This window comes from Allobosea sp. NPDC003192 (assembly GCF_050275675.1).
GTDB lineage: Bacteria > Pseudomonadota > Alphaproteobacteria > Rhizobiales > Beijerinckiaceae > Allobosea.
This window is the reverse complement of sequence record NZ_JBNNPK010000016.1, coordinates 38861-59202: the sequence shown is the minus strand read 5'-3', so window position 1 is coordinate 59202 and position 20342 is coordinate 38861. Positions and strand designations below refer to the sequence as shown.

Genomic DNA, 20342 nt, shown 5'->3' with positions numbered 1-20342 from the left:
ATGAGAGGGCGAGGCCCGCGGGCAAATCCAAAACGAGCCTGCGTTGCGAACAGGGCCAGCCTTTTCAACGGTATCGACGGGAGCCGGACGTCGGGGGACTGCCGGTGAGCGGGTGTTGCCAGGTGATCGACCAAGATGTCGGAGGCGGCAGAAGAGATCGGTCAGTCTGCCGGCAACGCTAGCTGGCGGGAAACACACCGCCATTGCCAGATAGCGAGGGCGCGTCGGGGTGAAAAGCAGACCCTCGGCAATGTCTACGACCTTGGCAGTAGATCGCCCTGTGCTAGCCTAGATTTAGAGCGGAATGAAAATCCGCCATCGGCTCCGCCGTTGAAAACCTTCGGCGCGGCCGTCCACGCAGGGAGGTGAATGCAATGCGGAAGGCATATATGGCCGCCGTTGCGGCGTGCGCTTTGATTGCGGCCGGAAGTACCGGCCAGGCTCAGGAAAAACTCAAGATCGGCGTGCTGGCGACGCTTTCGGGCGCGCTGACCTCTGGCGGCGAGGACGGTGTCCGCGGCGCCCAGATCGCACTGAAGCAGCGCGGCGGCAAGATCGCCGGCCGTGAGGTCGAGTTCATCATCGCCGCGACCGATGCCAGCCCGGACTCGGCGCTGCGGGCAGCGCGCAAGCTCGTCGAGCAGGACAAGGTCCAGCTCATCCTCGGTCCGCTCTCGGGCTCCGAGGGCATCGCGATGCGCGACTACTCGAAGACGGTGCCGAACGTCACCGTGGTCGACGCCTCCTCGGGCGCGCTCGAGACGACCTATGTCAACCCGTCGCCGAACTATTTCCGCTTCAACAGCAACGGCGCGATGTGGATGGCCGGGCTCGGCGAATACGTCTTCAAGGACAAGGGCTACAAGAAACTTGCCGTGATCGGCGAGGACTACTCCTTTCCCTATACGCAGGTCTTCGGCTTCGCGCTCGGTTACTGCAAGGCCGGCGGCCAGATCGTCCAGCGCCAATGGGTACCGCTCGGCACCAAGGATTTCGGCTCGGTCATCGCCAATATCCCCGATGACGTCGACGCCGTCTTCCTCGGTCTCGGCGGCGGCGACTCCGTGAACTTCCTCAACCAGTACGGTCAGACCGGCGGCAAGGCGAAGTTCGTCGGCGGCTCGATCATGGTCGACCAGACCGTGCTGTCCTCGCGCGGCGCGGCCAAGCGCCTGCTGGTCGGCACGCCCTCCTCCGGCGGCGTCGCCGATGCCTGGGACGATCCGAAGTGGAAGGCCTGGGTGAAGGCCTATCAGGACGCCTTCCCGGCGGATAAGCGCTTCGCCAGCCCCTCGCTGTTCGCGACCAATTACTACAATGCCTTCAACGGCATGGCGACGGGTCTGGAGAAGGTCAATGCAGACCTCTCCGATGGTGGCGCCAAGTTCCGGGCGGAACTCGCCAAGGTCGAGCTCGATGCGCCGAACGGGCCGATCAAGCTCGACGACGACCGGCAGGCGATCGCGACGACCTTCATCACCGAGGTTGTCGAGGCGCAGAACGGCGAGCTCACCAACAAGTTCGTCCGCACTGTCCCGAATGTCTCGAAGACGATGGGGCTGTCGGCGGACGCCTTCAAGGCGGTGGGGCTGCCGTCCCGGACCAATCCGGAATGCAAGCCTTAGTCGTCCTCACCGACTGACTCCACGGGCAGGACACGATCGATTTTGTCCTGCCCGGCCAGCCGTCCCGCTCCGGTCAACGACGTCGCGCGCATCTTTGAGCGCGGCGTTGGGCGAAGGCTCACCTGATGAGGCAGCCTTAGGCCCACCGGGCATTGCTACGCGAGGAGCCATGAGTCGCGCAGTCGCGGTCTGCCACGGTCCGTTCGGACGGGTGTCGATCTACAATCTCGATCGCCCGATGGTGGTGCATGCCCACCGCGAAGCGCATCTGATCTTCTTCCTCGAGGGATCGCGGGGCCTGGTGACGGTCAACGACCACACGGTCCGGGTCGATCCCTTCATGGGCGTTGCGGTCAATCCCTGGGAGCCGCATAATTTCCAACCGGAGCAGCCCGGCTCCTTCGGCCTGTTCCTCGTCATCTATCTCAAGCCGGAATGGCTGGCGGCGCAGGCCATGCCGTCGGCCGGTTCGCTGGTCTTCCCGTCATCCGAGCTGGTCGTGACCCGCGAGCTCGCCGCCTGGCGCGATCAGGCTGTCGAGATGCTGCTGTCACAGCATCGCGATCTCAACCTCGCTCCGGTGCTCATGGCGCTGGCGCAGGCCTCCAGCGAACCGATCGGGCCGGAGCTTGTCTCCTCGCTATTGCACGACACCTCGGCAGGTGCCCTCGATCGGCGGGTGCTGCGCGCCTGCCGTCTGCTGGAGCAGCATACCTCGTCCGAAGGCGCGCTCGCCCAGATCGCGCGCGAAGCCGGGCTGTCGCGCGCCCATTTTTTCAAGCTCTTCCGGCAACAGGTCGGCGTTACCCCGACCATCTTCGCCAATACCGCCCGAATCGACGCAGCGCTCGAGAGGATCGTGCTGTCGAGCGACCCGGTGACCAGCATCAGCCACCGCCTCGGCTTCTCCGGCCAGAGCGTGTTCACCCGCTTCTTCACCGCTCATGTCGGCATGGCGCCGCGCGACTATCGCCGGGTGCTGCGGACCGTAGGCCTCCCGCAATTGCAGGCGAGCCATGTCTGATTTCATCGGCCGCCGCCCGATCTGGTCGCTGGTGATCCTGATCGCGGTCGCCCTGCTCCTCTTCCTGATCTTCGCGGTCTGGACGCCGTGGATGGAGCTGACCTTCGGCAGGAAGCGCGTCTTCCTGAGCGCGCTCTTCAACGGCATCACGCTCGGCGGGCTCTATTTCCTCGTCGCCAGCGGCTTCACGCTGATCTTCGGCCTGATGCGCAACGTCAATCTGGCGCATGGCTCGCTCTATCTGTTCGGCGGCTATGTCGGCTACAGCATCGGCAACCTGACCGGATCCTGGTTCGCCGCGCTGATCGGCGCTTTCGTGATCGTCGCGCTTGCCGGCATGCTGATGCAGGTGCTGCTCTTCCGCTGGATGGAGGGGCAGGACCTGCGCCAGACGCTGGTCACGATCGGGCTCTCGATCATCGTCGCCGACCTGCTGCTCTGGAGCTATGGCGGCGACACCTTCCAGGTGACGACGCCGGACTGGCTCTCCGGGCCGATCCAGCTGCCCTTCATCGTCGCGCTGCGCAGCAATGGCGAGGCGGTGATGATGACCTATCCGCTGGTCCGCATCGCCATCCTGATCGGCGCCATCATCCTCGGCGTCGCGATGTGGCTCGTGCTCAACCGCACGCGCATCGGCATGCTGGTGCGGGCCGGCGTCGACGATCGCGACATGCTCTCCGCCACCGGCGTGCGCGTCCAGCTCGTCTTCATCATGGTCTTCGCCTTCGGCGCCGGGCTCGCCGGTCTCGCCGGCGTCGTCGGCGGCACCTTCCAGTCGCTGCAGCCGGGCGAGGACACCAAGATCCTGCTGTCCTCGCTCGTCGTCGTCATCGTCGGCGGCATGGGCTCGATCCCCGGCGCGGCGATGGGGGCGCTGATCGTCGGTCTCGCCGAGCAGTTCGGCTCGGTCTACATGCCGACCTATGCGGTGATGCTGACCTTCGTCATCATGGTCGTGGTGCTGGCGATCCGGCCGCAGGGCCTGGCCGCGGTGAGGCGCTGAGATGGCGCTGGCCGAACCCCGCCTCGCGATCGCGACGCCGCGCGCCCGCGAAGGGCTCGCCGAGGTGATCGCCCGGCAGGGCACGGGCTTCTGGATCGTCGCGGCGCTGCTCCTGGTAATGCCGCTGATCGCGAACCCGTTCTGGCTCGTCCAGATCCTCGCCTACGCGATGATCCTCGGCATGATCGCGCTCAGCCTGATGTTCCTTGCCGGCTATGGCGGCATCGTCAGCCTGATCCAGATGACCGTCGCGGCCTTCGCCGCCTATCTCGTCGCCATCTTCGGCGACAGCGCCATCACCCAGATCAGCCTGAAATGGCCTTGGTGGACGGCGGTGCCGGTCGCGATCCTGCTCGCCACCCTGTTCGGCACGCTGGGCGGCGCCCTCTCGGTCAGGACCGAGGGCATCTACACGATCATGATCACCCTCGCGATCGGCTCGGCGTTCTACTATCTGACCCTGCAGAACTACACGATCTTCAACGGCTTCAGCGGCTTCAACGGCGTCATGCCGCCGGTCTTCCTCGGCATCGACTGGGGCGGCACCGTGCCGTTCTACTACCTGACGCTCGGCTGCGCCGCTTTGGCCTATGCGGTGGTCGTCTATGTCTCGCGCGCGCCCTTTGGCCTCGCTCTGCAGGGAACTCGCGACAATCCCAGGCGCATGGCGGCGCTCGGCTTCGACGTCGTCGCTCATCGCATCGCGGCTTATGCCTTCGCCGCGGTGATCGCCGCCTTCGCCGGCGTGCTGCTGGTCTGGTACCAGCGCCAGGTCTCGCCCGGGACGGGCGGTGTCGGCCCGGTGGTCGACATGCTGATCATCGCGGTGGTCGGCGGCCTCAGCCGTCCGATCGGCCCCTTCATCGGCGCGCTGGTCTATGTGCTGCTGCGCACCTTCGCGCTCGACCTGCTCGACTGGGTCGGGCTCGAAGGCAAGCGCTATCAATTGCTGATCGGCTTCGGCTTCCTCGTCATCGTGCTGTTCTCGCCCGACGGCCTGATCGGCATCTGGCAGCGCCTGCGCGAGCGCTATCGCAGGAGTCGCGAAGCGCAGGACGCGCAGATGCGGACCGGCGGAGGCGCGCCATGAGCGCCGTGCCGAGCCTCGAAGGATTGAGCAGCGCCGGTTCGGCCAATGCGCTGGAGTTACGCGGCGTCTCGCGCCTGTTCGGGGCGCTGGCGGCGTTGTCCGACGTCACGCTCTCAGTGCGCCCCGGCGAGCGGCGCGCCGTGCTCGGCTCGAACGGCGCCGGCAAGACGACGCTGTTCAATTGCGTCACTGGCGATTTTTCGCCGAGCTCCGGCATCATCCGCTTCTTCGGCGAAGATGTGACGGCCTTCCCGCCGCATGAGCGCATCCGTCGCGGCCTGCGGCGCACCTATCAGATCTCCTCGCTCTTCGCCGGGCTGACGGTGCTCGACAATGTCTATCTCGCCTGTCGCGGCGTCTCGCGGAACCGCTTCTCGCTGCGCCGGCCGCGCCGCGACGACACGCTCCAGCACGCCGCCGAAAGCCTGGTCGACGCCGTCCATCTCGGCGCGGTCAAGGACCGGCTGGTCGGCGAGCTCGCCTATGGCCAGCAGCGCCAGCTCGAGATCGCGCTCGCTCTGTCGGGCGCGCCGCGCTTCATTCTGTTCGACGAACCGGCGGCGGGACTGTCGCCGACCGAGCGGGCCGATCTCGTTCAGATCCTGACCTCGCTGCCGGCCCATATCGGCTACATCATCATCGAGCACGACATGGACGTGGCGCTGCGCGTCGTCGAGAGCGTGACGATGATGCACAACGGCCGCATCTTCAAGGAAGGACGGCCGGACGAGATCGAATCCGATCCCGAGGTGCAGGAGCTCTATCTCGGGGGCGGCCATGGCTGAGCGCCTGAAAGCCCCGCCCGCTGCCGGTGTTCCGACCCTGCAGATCGCCGGCCTCAACGTCTTCTATGGCCGCTCGCACGCTGTCCAGGGCGTCGACCTCACGCTGCAGCACGGCGTCCTCTCCGTCGTCGGTCGCAACGGCATGGGCAAGACCACCATGTGCAAGGCGATCATGGGGCTGGTGCCCATCGCTTCAGGCTCGATCCGCTTCTTCGGCGAGGAGATCGCCGGCCGCTCGCCGGCCGAGGTGGCGCGGCTCGGCATCGGCTATGTCCCGCAGGGCCGCCGGCTCTGGCGCTCGCTGACGGTCGACGAGCATCTGCGGCTGATGCAGCGCGGCAAGCGCGGCGCCTGGACGCCGGAGCGCATCTACGAGGTCTTTCCGCGCCTGGCCGAGCGCCGCAACAATGGCGGCGGCCAGCTTTCCGGCGGCGAGCAGCAGATGCTGGCGATCAGCCGGGCGCTGCTGCTCAATCCGCGCCTGCTGATCATGGACGAGCCGACCGAGGGGCTCGCGCCGGTGATCGTCGCCCATGTCGAGGAGATGCTGGTCCGCCTTGCCGAGCAGGGCGATGTCGCCATCCTGGTGATCGAGCAGAACATCGGTGTCGCCACGCAGATGTCCGATCCCGTCGCGATCATGGTCAATGGCCGGATCAACCGCATCATCGCCTCGGCGACTTTGGCCGGCGACCGCGACCTACAGCAGCGCCTGCTCGGCGTCGGCCGGCACGGCCATGACGAGACCGACGCGGCATCGGAAGCGGCTCCGACAACCGGAACCAACCGGCCTGCCGCTCCAGCGCCGGCTGGTCCGACCCGTGTCTACATCTCGAACCCGGTCATCCCGAACCGCTGGTCGCAAGCGGTGCCGGCGGCGCGGATCGAGGCGCAGGCCCGCACCATCTCGCGTCCGACCTTGGCGACGCGCGACGGCCAGCCGGTCGGCGCGATCCGGCCGCTCGCGGCGGCGGCGAGCAGCGAGCCCTATGTCGTCATCGCCGGCACGCTCGACACCAAGGGCGAGGAGCTACGCTTCATCCGCGACCTGATCCGGGCCGAAGGCTTGCGCACCCGCCTCGTCGATCTCTCGACCTCCGGCCGCAGCGCCGGCGGCGACGTCACCCCGCAGGAGATCGCCCTCGCCTCGCCGAAGGGCTCGGCCGGCATCTCCTCGGGCGATCGCGGCACGGCGGTGGCGGCGATGACCGAGGCCTTCAAGGCCTGGCTGCCGCGCCAGCAGGGCCTGCTCGGCATCATCTCGGCCGGCGGCTCGGGCGCGACCGCGATGGTGACGCCGGCGATGCAGGCACTGCCGGTCGGCCTGCCCAAGTTGATGATCTCGACCATGGCCTCCGGCGACGTCCGCGCCTATGTCGGCGCCACCGACATCGCGATGCTGCATGCCGTCACCGATGTGCAGGGCGTCAACCGCGTCTCGCGGCTGGTGCTCGGCAATGGCGCACACGCCATCGCCGCCATGGCCAAGGCCCGCCTCGCCGAGCTGAAGCCCGAGCCCTCCCGCCGCCGCGAAGTCGAGAAGCCGCTGGTCGGGCTCACCATGTTCGGCGTCACCACCCCTTGCGTGCAGCAGGTCTCCAGGTTCCTTGCCGACGACTGGGAGCCGCTCGTCTTCCACGCCACCGGGACCGGCGGGCGCTCGATGGAGAAGCTGGTCGAGTCCGGCCTCGTCGGCGCGGTGATCGACGTCACGACCACCGAGATCTGCGATCTGCTGATGGGTGGCCTCCTGCCGGCAACCGAAGACCGCCTCGGTGCGGTCATACGCACCCGCATTCCCTATGTCGGCTCGGTCGGCGCGCTCGACATGGTCAACTTCTTCGCGCCCGAGACGGTGCCGGAGCGCTATCGCGGCCGGCTGCTCTACCCGCATAACCCGCAGATCACGCTGATGCGGACCACGGTGGAAGAGAATGCCCGCATGGGCCGCTGGATCGGCGAGCGGTTGAACCAGATGGAAGGGCCGGTCCGCTTCCTGATCCCCGAGCTCGGCGTCTCCGCGCTCGATGCGCCCGGCCAGGCCTTCCATGACCCGGCCGCCGATAGCGCCCTCTTCCAGGCGCTGGAGCAGACGGTGCGCACCGGCCCGAACCGGCAGCTCATCCGTCTGCCGCTCCACATCAACGATCCCGCCTTCGCCGCCGCTTTGGTGCAGCAGTTCCGCGCGCTGCATGCCGGCCGGCGTCGCGAGCGGGCCGGCGGAGGCAGGTGATGACGGGTTTCGACAAGAAGGCCCTGCTGAAGTGCTTCCGGGCGATGATCGCCAAGGGCGAGCCGATCGTCGGTGGCGGCGCCGGCACCGGCCTCTCGGCCAAATGCGAAGAAGCCGGCGGCATCGACCTGATCGTGATCTACAATTCCGGCCGCTACCGCATGGCCGGCCGCGGCTCGCTCTCCGGTCTGATGCCCTATGGCGATGCCAACGCGATCGTCATGGAGATGGCGGCCGAGGTGCTGCCGGTGGTGAAGAACACCCCGGTGATCGCCGGCGTCTGCGGCACCGACCCGTTCCGGCGCATGGACGTTTTCCTCGACGAGGTGAAGCGCCTCGGTTTCGCCGGCGTGCAGAACTTCCCGACCGTCGGGCTGATCGACGGCACCTTCCGCGCCAATCTCGAAGAGACCGGCATGGGCTTTGGCCTCGAGGTCGAGATGATCGCCCTCGCCAACGCCAAGGGCCTGCTGACCACGCCTTACGTCTTCTGCGAGGAGGACGCCCGCGCCATGGCGAAGGCCGGCGCCGACATCATCGTCTGCCATCTCGGCCTGACCACCGGCGGCTCGATCGGCGCCGAGACGGCGCTGAAGCTGAAGGACTGCCCGGCGCTGGTCGAGCGCTGGGCCAAGGCTGCGCTCGCCGTGAAGAAGGATGCGATCATCCTCGTCCATGGCGGGCCAGTCGCCGAACCGGCGGATGCCGACTTCATCATGAAGAACACGACGCATTGCCACGGCTTCTACGGCGCGTCCTCGATGGAGCGCCTGCCGGTCGAGGTCGCGATCCGCGACCAGACGCGCGCCTTCAAGCAGATCAGCCGCTCGGCGGCGACGGGAAAGCCGGCGCGCAAGGCCGGCAAGACGAAATGACCCGGACACGGGCGGGAGGATGCTGACATGACCGGGCAACTGATCGGATCGCTGATCCTCTGGCTGATCGTGGCGGTGATCGTCATCGCCATCGTCGTCTATCTGGTGAACTGGCTCTATCGCCGCTCGTCGAAGGAGGTTTCCTTCGTCCGCACCGGCCTGTTCGGCGAAAAGGTGGTGATCAATGGCGGCGCCTTCGTGCTGCCGATCATCCACGACGTCACGCCGGTCAACATGAACGTGCTGCAGCTGGCGGTGACGCGGGCGAACAATGACGCGCTGATCACCCGTGATCGGATGCGCGTCGACATCGACGCCGAATTCTATGTTCGGGTGAAGCCGGAGCGGCAGTCGGTCTCGGTCGCCGCCGCCACGCTTGGCCGGCGCACCTTGCAGCCGGACCAGCTCAATGCGCTGCTCTCCGGCAAGTTCATCTCGGCGCTGCGCACCGTCGCCTCCGAGATGACGATGGAGGAGATGCACGAGCAGCGCGGTTCCTACGTCCAGCGCGTCAAGGACGCCGCCGCCGAGGCGCTCGACCAGAACGGGCTCGTGCTGGAATCGGTCGCGCTCACCGATCTCGACCAGACCGACCTGCAATATTTCAACCCGTCCAACCGCTTCGACGCTGCCGGCCTAACCCGGATCATCGAGGAGATCGAGGACAAGCGGAAGCTGCGCAACGATATCGAGCAGGACTCGATGATCCGCATCCGCACCCGCAATCTCGAAGCCGAGCGCCAGGCGCTCGACATCGAGCGCGAGAGCGAGGCGGCGCGGCTGGAGCAGCAGCGCGAGATCGAGATCAAGCGCGCCATGCAGCGCGCCGAGGTCGCCCGCGAGCGCGCCGTCCGCGATACCGAGGCCGAGCAGGCGCAGATCACCTCGCGCGAGGAGATCGAGAAGTCGCGCATCGCCAATGAGCGCGCGATCAGCGAGGCGCGCATCGCCTCGGAGAGGGACATCCGCCAGCAGGAGATCGCCCGCACCCGCGCCGTCGAGGAGGCCGAGATCGCCGCGCGCGAGCAGGTCGAGAAGGCACGCATCGCCAACGAGCAGACGATCAATGCCGCCCGCATCGCCTCCGAGCGCGAGATCCGGCAGAAGGAGATCGAGCGCACCAGGGTGCTGGAGGCCGCCGAGATCGAGGCACGCGAGGCGACCGAGAAGGCTCGCATCCTGCAGGAGAGCGCGGTCAATGCCGAGCGCATCGCTCGCGAGCAGGAGGTCCGCAACCGCGAGATCGAGCGCACCCGCACGCTAGACCAGGAGGACATCGCGGCGCGCGAAGCCGTCGAGTCGGCGCGCATCGTCCAGGAAGAGCGCGTGCGCTCCCTCCAGATCGCCCGCAACAAGGCGCTCGACGAAGCCGAGATCGCGGCGCGCGAAGCGGTCGAGAAGGCCCGCATCGCCCAGGAGGACGTGATCACGGCCGACCGGATCGCGCTGGAGCAGCGCAAGCGGCTCCTGGAGATCGGCCGCACCGAGACGGTGGACGCCGCCGAGATCGCCGCTCGGGAGACCGTGGAGAAGGCCCGGATCAGCCAGGAGCGGATCGTCTCGGCCGAGCGCATCCGCCGCGACGAGGAGGTCCGCAACCTCGAGATCGCCCGCAACCAGGCGATCGACACCGCCGAGATCTCGGCGCGCGAGGCTATCGAGGCCGCCCGCATCGCGCAGGAAAAGGTCGTCGCCGCCGAGCGCATCGCCGCCGAGCTTTCGACGAAGGAGCTGGAGATCAAGCGCAATGCCGATCTCGACGCCGCCGAACTGAAGCGCCGCGACGCGGTCGAGCGCCAGCGGATCGCCACCGAGCTCGGGTTGGAGAAGGAGCGGATCGACTCCAGCAAGACCCGCGAGATGCTGCAGATCGCCCAGAAGAAGGCGGTCGAGGTCGCCGAGGAGGAGCGCGCCATCGTGCTCGCCGCGAAGAAGGTCGAGCGCACCGACGCCGACAAGGCGCTGCGCCAGGCCGAGATCACCGCGCGCCAGCAGGTCGAGACCGTCGACATCGCCCGCGAGCAGGCGCTGGAAGCGGTCAGGATCGAGCGCCGCCGCGCGCTGGAGCAATTGGAGATCGCCCGCAATCAGGCGCTGCAGGAGGCGCAGATCGTCTCGAACGAGGAGATCGAGCGGGCCCGCATCTCCTCGGATCGCGGCCTCGACGAGGCGCGCGTCGGCCGCCAGCGCGAACTGCGCAAGCTCGAGATCGAGCGCGAGCGCGAGGTCGAGTCCGCCGCCATGGACAAGGCGATCGCGCTCTACGCCAAGTCGCTGGAGGAATCGGCGGCACAGGCCAATGCCGAGATTGCCCGCGCCAAGGCGGTCGAGGCCGAGGAGAAGGTCAAGACCGTCCGCGAGAGCGAGGGCGCGAGGCGCCGCAAGACCGTAGAGGTCCTGCTCGCCGAGAAGGCGGCGGAGGAAGCCCGCATCGCCGCCGAGGCCGAGAAGGTCCGCCGCGCGGTCGAGGCCGAAGCGCAGAAGCTGCTCTACGAGGCGGAGAATGTGCTCAGCGACGGCGCCCGCTACGGGCTGTTCCGCCGCCGCCTGCTCGACAAGATCGAGGGCATCGTGCGCGAAAGCGTCAAGCCGATGGAGAAGATCGAGGGCATCCGCATCCTCCATGTCGACGGGCTCGCAGGCGGGGCGGGAGCAAGTGGTGCTGGCGGGGCGGCACGCTCGCCCACCGACGAGGTCATCGAATCCGCCCTGCGCTACCGCGTCCAGGCGCCGATGATCGACCAGGTGCTGAAGGAGATCGGCATCGAGGGCGGCAACCTCGCCAAGATGGGCGGGCTGATGCGTGAGGCCTCCGACATGCAGCGCGTCGCCAAGGAGGCGCAGCCGGCCAAGCCGAAGGATGGCAGCGATCCGGCCCCGGATGGCGGCGGCGGCCGCTCCGGCTCCGGCAAGAAGTCGTGAGGCGCTGACCGATGGCCCGCGTCTACGTCTCCAGCGTCATCGCCGCCCCGGCCGCCAAGGTCTGGGCCCGGGTACGCGATTTCAACGGCCTGCCGAACTGGCATCCCCGCATCGCCGAGAGCCGGATCGAGAACGGCGAGCCGGCGGACAAGGTCGGCTGCATCCGCGCCTTCTCGCTGCGCAGCGGCGACCGTCTGCGCGAGCAGCTGCTCGGCCTCTCCGACTACGACATGTTCTGCACCTATTCGATCCTGGATTCGCCGATGCCGCTGACCAACTACGTCGCGACGCTCAGGCTGACGCCGATCACCGACCAGGAGCGCACCTTCATCGAGTGGTCGGCCGATTTCGACTGCGCGCCCGACAAGGAGGCCGAGCTCGTCGCCGGCATCGGCACCAATGTCTTCCAGGGCGGCTTCGACGCCCTCAAGCGCGCCTTCGGGGGATAGCCATGCCCCATGTGGTCCGCAGCACGATCATCGATGCGCCGGTGGACCGGCTCTGGTCGGTCCTGCGCGACTTCAACGGACATGACCGCTGGCACCCGATCGTGGCTAGGAGCGAGATCGAGCGCGCCTATCCGCCGGACCGGGTCGGCTGCATCCGGCGCTTCCTGCTGCGCGACGGCAGCGAGCTGCGCGAGCAATTGCTGACCCTCTCCGACCTTGAAATGACCTTCAGCTACTGCCTGCTCGATACGCCGATCCCGCTGTTCAACTATGTCGCCCATGTCCGTCTGCTGCCGGTGACCGACGGCAATCGCAGCTTCTGGCACTGGGAAAGCCGCTTCACCACGCCGCCTGGGCGGGAAGCCGAACTGGCGCAGTTGGTCGGCGACGAGGTCTACACCAACGGCATCGAGGCGGTGCGCCGCCTGCCGGCGATCGTCGGCGAGGAGGCCTGACATGCTCGACTTGCGAACCTGCGCCAGCCTGTCGGAAGCAGCCGGCATCCTCTCCGGCGACCGCCAGGCGCTGCTGATCGGAGGCGGCACGCTGGTGATGCGCGACGTCAACGAGGGCCGTTTGACCGAGGGCACGCTGGTGCGCGTCACCGATCCGGCCTTCCGGCAGATGAGCACCGGCGGCGCCCGCGTCGAGCTCGGCGCCGGCGTGACCATGGCGATGGTGCTGGCCAATCGCGACCTTGCCTGCCTGCACGCCGCGGCGCGCGCCATTGGCGGGCCGGCGATCAGGACAATGGCGACGATGGGCGGCAATCTCTTCGCGGCTGCGCCCTATGGCGACTTCACCGTCGCGCTGCTGGCGCTCGATGCGCAGGTCGTCCTGCAATCCGGCTATGGCTCGGGCCGGGCGGTGCCGCTGGAGGATTTCCTCAGCGCCCGCGAGCGTGGCGGCCAGGGTCTGGTGACGGCGGTGCAGTTCGCCCGGCCGCAGAACCCGGCCGAATTCCACTTCCGCAAGATCAGCCGGGTCAAGCCGAAAGGCATCTCGCTGCTCTCGATCGCGGCGCATCTGCCGCTTTCGGGCGGCCGTATCGCGCAGGCGCGTGTCGCCTATGGCGCGATGGCGCCGACGCCGATCCGGGCCCGCGGCGTCGAGCGTGCCCTCGACGGCAAGCCGCTCGACCAGAGCGCGATCCAGCAGGCGAAGCAGGCGGCGCTTGAAGGCTGCCGCCCCGCCACCGATGCGATCGCCAGCGAGTGGTATCGGCGCGAGGTCCTCCCCGTCCATCTCGGCCGGCTGCTCGCCGGCGAGCCGCGCTGAGGAGGCGCCGATGGCCAAGCTCCCGCTCCAGTTCCGGCTCAATGGCAGCGACCGCGCCACCTTCGTCGACCCGGCGAGCAATTTGCTCGATACGCTCCGGCGCGGGCTCGGCGATTTCGGTCCCAAATACGGCTGCGGCCAGGGCACCTGCGGCGTCTGCACCGTGCTGGTCGACGGCGAGCCGCAGCTCGCCTGCCTGACGCTCGCGGTGTCCTGCGAGGGGCGCCAGATCGAGACGACATCCGGCATGGCCGACGGCCCGAACCTGCACCCACTGCAGGACGCCTTCATGGACCATTTCGCCGCGCAATGCGGCTTCTGCACCCCGGGCATGCTGACCGCGGCGCGGGCGCTGCTGGCGAAGAACCCGCAGCCGAGCCGCGAGGAGGTCGTCGAGGCGATCAGCGGCAATATCTGCCGCTGCACCGGCTACGAGCCGATCATCGCCGCCATCCTCGCCGCGGCGAACGCGCCCGGCGCGCGCCGAGCCTGAGGGAGGTCGCCATGGCAACGATGGAGATGCGCAAGGACCTCTTCGCCGACGAGCGCGACGACAATCTCAACGTCGTCGGCAAGGGCGTGCAGCGCCAGGACATGCCGGGCCATGTCACGGCGCGCACCCGCTTCTTCGACGATCACGCCTTCGACGGCATGTTGCATCTCAAGGTCGTGCGCAGCCCGCATCACCATGCCCGCATCCGCGCGATCGACATCTCGGCGGCCGAGCGCGCGCCGGGCGTCAAGCGCGTGCTGCGCGGCGCCGATGTGCCCGTGAACAAGAACACGCTGCTCAGCCTGATCAATTTCGGCAAGGACGACGAACCGTCGCTGGCGGTGAGCAAGGTCGCTTACAAGGGCGAGCCGGTCGTCGCCATTCTCGCCGACAGCGAGGCACAGGCACAGGCGGCCCTCAAGCTGGTCCGGATCGATTATGACCCGCTGCCGGCGGTGTTCGACGTCGAGGAGACGCTGAAAGCCGGCGCGCCGGTGGTCAACGAGACTTATCCCGGCAACTACTTCGAATATCACGAGCGCTTCGACCATCAGAAGCTGCGCTTCGGCGATGTCGAGCGCGGCTTCGCCGGCGCCGACATCGTGATGGAACATCGCTACCAGATGTCGCCGATCGAGCATGCGCCGACCGAGACCAACGGCTCGATCGCCGCGCCCGAGCAGAACGGCCGCTATCTCGTGCATTCCTGCGCCCAGGGCCTGTTCTTCGCGCTCGGCACGACCGCGAAGATCGTCGATGTCGAGTCGAACCAGCTGCATTTCATCGGCGGCACGGTCGGCGGCGGCTTCGGCGGCAAGGTCGACTCGCTGACCGAGCCGCTCGCCGTGGTCGGCGCCATGCTGACCGGCCGGCCGGTGCGCTTCGTGCTCGATCGCGAGGAGGAGATGCTCTACGGCTCGCCGCGCGGGGCCGAGCGCATCTACATCAAGGACGGGCTGATGCGCGACGGGCGCATCGTCGCCCGCCATATCCGCAGCTATTTCGACGCCGGCGCCTATACGCGGCTGTCGAGCTACGCCGCGATCAAGTGCACCGCGCATGTGCCGGGGCCGTACTGGATCCCCAACGTCGCCTCCGACATCTATGTCTCCTACACCAATCGCTGCCCCTCGACCGCGATGCGCGGCTTCGGCGTCACTGCGGTTGATTTCGCGCTGGAGGTCCAGATGGACCGCCTCGCCGAAGCGGCGAACATGGACCCGATGGAGCTGCGTATCCTCAACGCCTATCGCGATGGGGACATGAAGCCTCACCGGCGCGCCGCCAAGAACACGGCACTGGTCGAATGCGTGCAGGTCGCGGCCGAGAAGGCGAACTGGCCGCTCTCCGAGCAGGCGAAGCGGGCGTCTTCGCTGCTCGGCGGTGGCGTCGGCGAGCGCTCGCAGATCCCGGCGACGCAGCTCGATGCCCGTGGCCAGATCGGCCGTCCCGATACCCGCAATGGGCCGGTGACGCAGGTCCTGCCCGCCGGCACGACACGGATCGCGCCGAGCAAGCAGCCGGTGATGGAAGGCGCGCGCGACGGCCGCGCCACGCCGACGCAGGTGCCGCGCTACGAGCCGCAGCGGCCGGCCGCCCCGCCACCGCCTCCGGCCTACCAGCCTGCGCCGCCGCCTGCCTATTCGTCGCCGCCCCTCCATCAGCCGAGCCCGCCCCCTGCCCCGCCTCCGCCGGTCGCGCCGGCGCAGCCGCAACATGGCGCGGTACGATTCTCGTCGGTCTTCGGCACGAGGAGGCGCTGAGATGGCCCGTCACGAAGGCCGCGGCATGGCCTCGGTCAACTATCCGATCGGCATGAACCTGGGCGGCGATCCGAGCCAGGCGCTGATCCATTCCAACCCGGACGGCAAGTTCACCGTCGCGCTCTCGGCGATCGATCTCGGCCAGGGCATGAAGCAGGTCTCGCGCCAGATCGCGGCCGAGACGCTCGGCGTGCCCGTCGAGGACGTCTATGTCGACACCGCCGACAGCGATACCGGCCCGCACGACATGGGCTCCTTCGCTTCGCGCGGCACGCACCGCATGGGCAACGCCATCATCGTCGCCGCCCGCGAGGCGCGCGGCGTCCTGCTCGAAGCAGCCGCGGAGGAGCTCGAGGTCAATGCCGCCGACCTCGTCACCGACGGGCGCGGCAACATCCATGTCCGTGGCGCGCCCTCGCGCAGCATCACCGTCAAGGCGACGGCGCAGGCGGCGCAGTTCAAGCAGGGCAAGACCATCGCCGGCCGCGGCATCTTCCTGATCCCGCTCTCGGCCGTCGATGCCGAGACCGGCGAGATGAACCCGAACACCGCCTTCGCCCATGCCTGCCTCGTCGCCGACGTCTCGGTCGACGACGAAACCGGCGAGGTCGAGGTGCTCCGCATGACCAGCGCCTATGAGCTCGGCCGCGTCATCAACCCGCGCATGGTCGAGCAGCAACTGGTCGGCGGCGCCTGGATGGGCATCAGTCACGCGCTCTATGAGACTCCGGAGCCGTACTACCCCAATCCGGAACACGGCCCGCGCGACTTCAACGAGTACCTGATGCCGGGCCCGGGCGACATCGCGCCCTATCACGTCACCGTGCTGGAACGGCCGGCGCCGGACGGGCCGTTCGGCGGCAAGGGGCCGGGCGAGATGTGCGCCAACCCTGTGCTGCCGGCGATAGCAAACGCCGTCTACAACGCCGTCGGCGTCAGGGTCGACGAGTTGCCGATCACGCCGGAGAAGATCCTGCGCGGCCTCAAGGCCAATGGCGGCGTCAAGCCCGGCCCGCGCCGCGGCGGCCCGGTGAACTGGCGGTGACCTGATGGCGCTGAGGACGACCGTCGCCGGCATCTCCAGCCCCGAGGACCTCGCCGAGGCCCTGCAGGCGGCGATGTATCTCGCCGATGACGGCATCGCGACGGCCGGCTATCTCTCGCTCGCGCTCGGCAAGCCGCTGCTGCTGGAGGGCGCTCCCGGCGTCGGCAAGACCGAGGCCGCCAAGGCGCTCGCCGGCATCCTCGGGCGCCAGCTCATCCGCCTGCAATGCTTCGAGGGCATCGACGCTGCCGCGGCGCTCTACGAATGGAACTATCCGCGCCAGATGCTTGCCATCCGCCAGGCCAAGGAGGGCGAGCAGCTCGACATCTACCGCGACGACTTCCTGATCGAGCGGCCGATGCTGACGGCGCTGCGGCGGCCGGACCAGGTCGTGCTGCTGATCGACGAGATCGATCGCTCCGACCATGAGTTCGAGGCTTTCCTGCTCGAATTCCTCTCGGATTTCTCGATCTCGATCCCCGAGCGCGGCACGCTGCGCGCGGCCGAGCGACCGGTGGTGATCCTGACCTCGAACCGCACCCGCGAACTGCACGAAGCGCTGCGTCGCCGCTGCGTCTACCACTACATCGCCTATCCCGAGCCGGAGCGCGAAGCGCAGATCATCATGCTGCGCTCCTCGGCCGTCGCCGAGAGCACGGCCCGCGCCGTCGTCCACGCGGTCGGGCTGCTGCGGCAGGAGCCGCTCGCCAAGCCGCCGGGCGTCGCCGAGGCGGTCGATTGGGCCGAGGCCGCGACGGCGCTGGCGCAGAGCGGCGCGCCCTGGCCGGAGGCCTTTCGCCGCTCGCTCGGCGCCGCGATCAAGGACGAGGAAGATCTCGCCCATCTGCGGCCGCGTCTGCCGCTGTTCATTCCGGGGCTGGCGGCATGATCGCGCCGCTGCCTCCTGCCGCCCGGCTCTTCGTCGCCTTCCCGACGCTGCTGCGCGAGCACGGCATCGCGGCTGCCCCAGAACAGACCACCAGCTTCCTGATGGCGATCGAACTGCTCGGCCCGCGCAGCATCGCCGACATCCATAAGGCCGCGATCGCGACGCTCGCGCCCCACCCCGAGCAGCGCGAGCGCTTCGATGCGCTGTTCGAGATGCATTTCCTCGGCGGTGCGCTCGCCGAACCCGGCGATGACGATTTCGCGCCGGACGAGGACATCTCGGTCCAAGAGGATTCCGGCTCGCGCGAGGTTTTGATCGGCGAGGAGGCCAACGAGACCGGCCAGGCCGCGACCGGCGCCGAGGCCCTCTCGATCCGCCAGCTGAAGACGCTCGACGACAGTGAGACCTTGCGCCGCTTCGGCCGGGCATTGCCGACCGCGCTGCCGCGCCGCCGCGGCTATCGCCACCGGGCCGCGCGGCGCGGGCCGATGGTTGATCTCGCCCGCAGCCTCAAGGACGCGATCCGCCATGACGGCGAGGTAATGAGCCTGAAGCGGCTCCGGCGCGTGAGCCGGCCGCGGCCGATCCTGCTGCTGATCGACGTCTCCGGCTCGATGAAGCAGCGCAGCGACGCCAATCTCGCTTTGGCGCATACGATCGTCCACGCAACCCGACAGGTCGAGGTCTTCACCTTCGGCACGCGCCTCACCCGCGTGACGCGGGCGCTCAGGCGCAAGCGCCGCGAGCAGGCGCTCACCGAAGCCTCCGGCCTCGTCGCCGACTGGGATGGCGGCACCCGCATCGGCGACGCGCTGCAGGCCTTCCTCGCCGTGCCCCGCTTCGCCTCTTATGCCCGCGGCGCGGTGGTCGTCGTGCTTTCGGACGGTCTCGAACGCGGCGATCCCTCGGCGCTGGTCACGGCTGTCGCAAGGCTGGCGCAGCGCGCCCATCGCATCGACTGGCTGACGCCGCTCGCCGCCGATCCCGGCTACCGGCCCGAAACCGAAGCGCTCCGGCTGATCGCGCCACGTCTCGCCAGCCTTTCGGACGGCGGCAGCACGGCGCGGATCTGCCGGCACATCCTGTCACTCGGAGGCTCGCTGGCGGCATGACCGGTCTCGTCGATTCCCATTTCCACATCTGGCGGCAGGCCGATCTGCCCTGGCTGCTCGGGCCGATGCAGCCGCGCATCTTCGGGCCCTACGAGCCGATCCGGCGCGATTATCCGATCACGGAATATCTCGGCGACTGCCAACCGGCCGGCGTGACTGAAGCCGTCTATGTCCAGGCGAATTGGGCGACAGGCCGCTATCTCGACGAGGTGACTTACGTCTCGCAGGCCTCGGAGGAATCCGGTTTCCCGATCGCCATCGTCGCCTATGCCGACATGCTGGCCGGCGATGCCCGCCCGCAGCTCGACCAGCTCGCGCGCAATGGCCGGGTGCGCGGCGTGCGCATGCAATTGCACTGGCACGAGAACACGCTCTATCGCTTCGCCAGCGGACCCGACCTCGTCCGCGATCCGCGATTGACCGCCAATGTCGGGCGGCTGGCGGAGTACGGCTTCAGCTTCGACCTCCAGGTCTTCGCCGGCCAGATGGCGGGCGCGGCCGAGCTCGCCACCGCTTGCCCGAAAGTGACCTTCGTCCTCCAGCATGCCGGCATGCTCGAGGACCTCTCGTCGGAGGGCATCGCCGCCTGGCGCGAAGGCATAGCGTTGCTGGCGGCGCAGCCCAACATCACCAGCAAGCTCTCGGGCCTCGGCACTTTCCTGCGCCGCAACGATCCCGGGCAGATCGCCTTCATCATCGGCGAGACGCTTCGTCTGTTCGGGCCCGAGCGCTGCCTGTTCGGCTCCAATTTCCCGATCGAGAAGCTCTGGACGACCTATGCCGAGCTGATCGCTGCGCATCGCGCCGCGGTGCCCGAGGCGGCGCAAGCAGCCGTGTTCAACGAGACCGCGAGGCGGGTCTACCGCCTCGGCCAATAATCAAGGGGAGGACGTTCATGGCCCTCGAAATCAAGATCCTCGACTATGGCGATATCGAGCTGGAATCGAGCTTCCTCGTGCTCGGCCGCGATTGCGGCCGCACCCGCCGCGTGCCGACCTATGGCTTCCTGATCCTCGGCGGGCCCTGGCCGGTGGTGGTCGACACCGGCTACCGCCACAACCAGATCATGGAGAGCCTCGGCATGCGCGGCCTCCAGTTCCACGAGAACATGATCGAGAACCAGCTCGCCAAGCACGGCGTGCGGATGGGTGATGTGCGCTATGTCATGCACACCCATCTCCATATCGACCATGCCGGGAAGGACGAGCTCTTCCCGATGAACACCACGGTGCTCGTCAACCGGCGCGAGCTCGAATACTCGGTTTCCGGGCTGATGCACCCGCAATATCCGGCGCCCGACATCAAGCATCTGATCGATCGCCTGCATACGCGCGACGCGCTGCGCTTCGAGGATCTCGAGCTGTCCGGGATGATCGAGCTCTTCCCCGGCTGCTATCTCGAAGCTGCCGGCGCCCATACCGAAGGCTCGATGAACGTCCATGTCGATACCAATGAGGGGCGCGCCATCATCTGCGGCGACGTGATCTACGATTTCAACGACCAGATCGTCTCGCCTTTCCACGAGCTCCACGCCAACGAGCCGCGCACCACCGGCAATCACGGCGTCTCCAAGCGCGAGGAGAAGGCGGCGATCAAGAAGCTGCTCGCCAACGGCGCCTTCCTGCTGCCGGTGCACGACAAGCCGGCCAAGATCGCCCATGGCCAGGTCGTGGGCCGCATGGACATGGCCGTGCCCGGCCCGGTCGTGCAGTCGCTGCCGGCCCGCAACTGGTTCGCGGCCTGACGGGGCGCC

General features: G+C 68.1%; 18 protein-coding genes. All 18 read left to right on the top strand.

Features of this window, described 5'->3' with window-relative positions; translation table 11 throughout:
* Positions 1-374 precede the first annotated feature (374 nt).
* The gene (locus ACQKLX_RS20470; protein WP_427363401.1) at positions 375-1625 is read left to right on the top strand and encodes an ABC transporter substrate-binding protein; all 1251 of its coding nucleotides are present in this window, start codon (positions 375-377) and stop codon (positions 1623-1625) included.
* A 169-nt stretch (positions 1626-1794) separates the two neighbouring features.
* The gene (locus ACQKLX_RS20465) at positions 1795-2649 is read left to right on the top strand and encodes a helix-turn-helix transcriptional regulator (RefSeq protein ID WP_427363400.1); all 855 of its coding nucleotides are present in this window, start codon (positions 1795-1797) and stop codon (positions 2647-2649) included.
* Positions 2642-3655, top strand: a complete 1014-nt coding sequence (locus tag ACQKLX_RS20460; RefSeq protein WP_427363399.1) for a branched-chain amino acid ABC transporter permease — start codon at positions 2642-2644, stop codon at positions 3653-3655. The genes ACQKLX_RS20465 and ACQKLX_RS20460 overlap by 8 nt, the downstream gene beginning before the upstream one ends.
* A 1-nt stretch (position 3656) precedes the next feature.
* Entirely contained in the window at positions 3657-4745 is a 1089-nt protein-coding gene (locus tag ACQKLX_RS20455) for a branched-chain amino acid ABC transporter permease (RefSeq protein ID WP_427363398.1), read from the top strand.
* Positions 4742-5530 (top strand): ABC transporter ATP-binding protein, encoded by a 789-nt coding sequence (locus ACQKLX_RS20450; protein ID WP_427363397.1) that lies wholly within the window; start codon positions 4742-4744, stop codon positions 5528-5530. Before ACQKLX_RS20455 ends, ACQKLX_RS20450 begins: the two co-directional genes overlap by 4 nt.
* A complete protein-coding gene (locus ACQKLX_RS20445) occupies positions 5523-7763 on the top strand; it encodes an ABC transporter permease (RefSeq protein ID WP_427363396.1) in 2241 nt (746 codons plus the stop codon). The genes ACQKLX_RS20450 and ACQKLX_RS20445 overlap by 8 nt, the downstream gene beginning before the upstream one ends.
* Positions 7763-8638: a phosphoenolpyruvate hydrolase family protein gene (locus ACQKLX_RS20440; protein ID WP_427363395.1), complete on the top strand. Its 876-nt coding sequence runs from the start codon at positions 7763-7765 to the stop codon at positions 8636-8638. The genes ACQKLX_RS20445 and ACQKLX_RS20440 overlap by 1 nt, the downstream gene beginning before the upstream one ends.
* Before the next feature lie 27 nt (positions 8639-8665).
* On the top strand, positions 8666-11560 hold the full coding sequence (locus tag ACQKLX_RS20435) for a flotillin family protein (RefSeq protein WP_427363394.1): 2895 nt from the start codon (positions 8666-8668) through the stop codon (positions 11558-11560).
* Between the two features lie 11 nt (positions 11561-11571).
* Positions 11572-12009, top strand: coding sequence for an SRPBCC family protein (locus ACQKLX_RS20430; protein ID WP_091838493.1), 438 nt, complete (start codon positions 11572-11574; stop codon positions 12007-12009).
* A 2-nt stretch (positions 12010-12011) separates the two neighbouring features.
* A complete protein-coding gene (locus ACQKLX_RS20425) occupies positions 12012-12464 on the top strand; it encodes an SRPBCC family protein (RefSeq protein WP_427363393.1) in 453 nt (150 codons plus the stop codon).
* Between the two features lies 1 nt (position 12465).
* A complete protein-coding gene (locus ACQKLX_RS20420) occupies positions 12466-13287 on the top strand; it encodes an FAD binding domain-containing protein (RefSeq protein ID WP_427363392.1) in 822 nt (273 codons plus the stop codon).
* Positions 13288-13297: 10 nt separating this feature from the next.
* On the top strand, positions 13298-13780 hold the full coding sequence (locus ACQKLX_RS20415) for a (2Fe-2S)-binding protein (RefSeq protein ID WP_137879628.1): 483 nt from the start codon (positions 13298-13300) through the stop codon (positions 13778-13780).
* Between the two features lie 11 nt (positions 13781-13791).
* The gene (locus ACQKLX_RS20410) at positions 13792-15543 is read left to right on the top strand and encodes a xanthine dehydrogenase family protein molybdopterin-binding subunit (RefSeq protein WP_427363391.1); all 1752 of its coding nucleotides are present in this window, start codon (positions 13792-13794) and stop codon (positions 15541-15543) included.
* 1 nt (position 15544) lies between these two features.
* The gene (locus ACQKLX_RS20405) at positions 15545-16588 is read left to right on the top strand and encodes a xanthine dehydrogenase family protein molybdopterin-binding subunit (RefSeq protein WP_110489453.1); all 1044 of its coding nucleotides are present in this window, start codon (positions 15545-15547) and stop codon (positions 16586-16588) included.
* A gap of 4 nt (positions 16589-16592) precedes the next feature.
* Positions 16593-17477: an AAA family ATPase gene (locus tag ACQKLX_RS20400; protein ID WP_427363390.1), complete on the top strand. Its 885-nt coding sequence runs from the start codon at positions 16593-16595 to the stop codon at positions 17475-17477.
* Complete coding sequence (locus tag ACQKLX_RS20395; protein ID WP_427363389.1) at positions 17474-18589, top strand: vWA domain-containing protein; 1116 nt, start codon at positions 17474-17476, stop codon at positions 18587-18589. The genes ACQKLX_RS20400 and ACQKLX_RS20395 overlap by 4 nt, the downstream gene beginning before the upstream one ends.
* Positions 18586-19467, top strand: coding sequence for an amidohydrolase family protein (locus tag ACQKLX_RS20390; protein WP_427363388.1), 882 nt, complete (start codon positions 18586-18588; stop codon positions 19465-19467). The genes ACQKLX_RS20395 and ACQKLX_RS20390 overlap by 4 nt, the downstream gene beginning before the upstream one ends.
* A 17-nt stretch (positions 19468-19484) precedes the next feature.
* Complete coding sequence (locus tag ACQKLX_RS20385; RefSeq protein WP_126111056.1) at positions 19485-20333, top strand: N-acyl homoserine lactonase family protein; 849 nt, start codon at positions 19485-19487, stop codon at positions 20331-20333.
* The last annotated feature ends 9 nt before the right edge of the window (positions 20334-20342 follow it).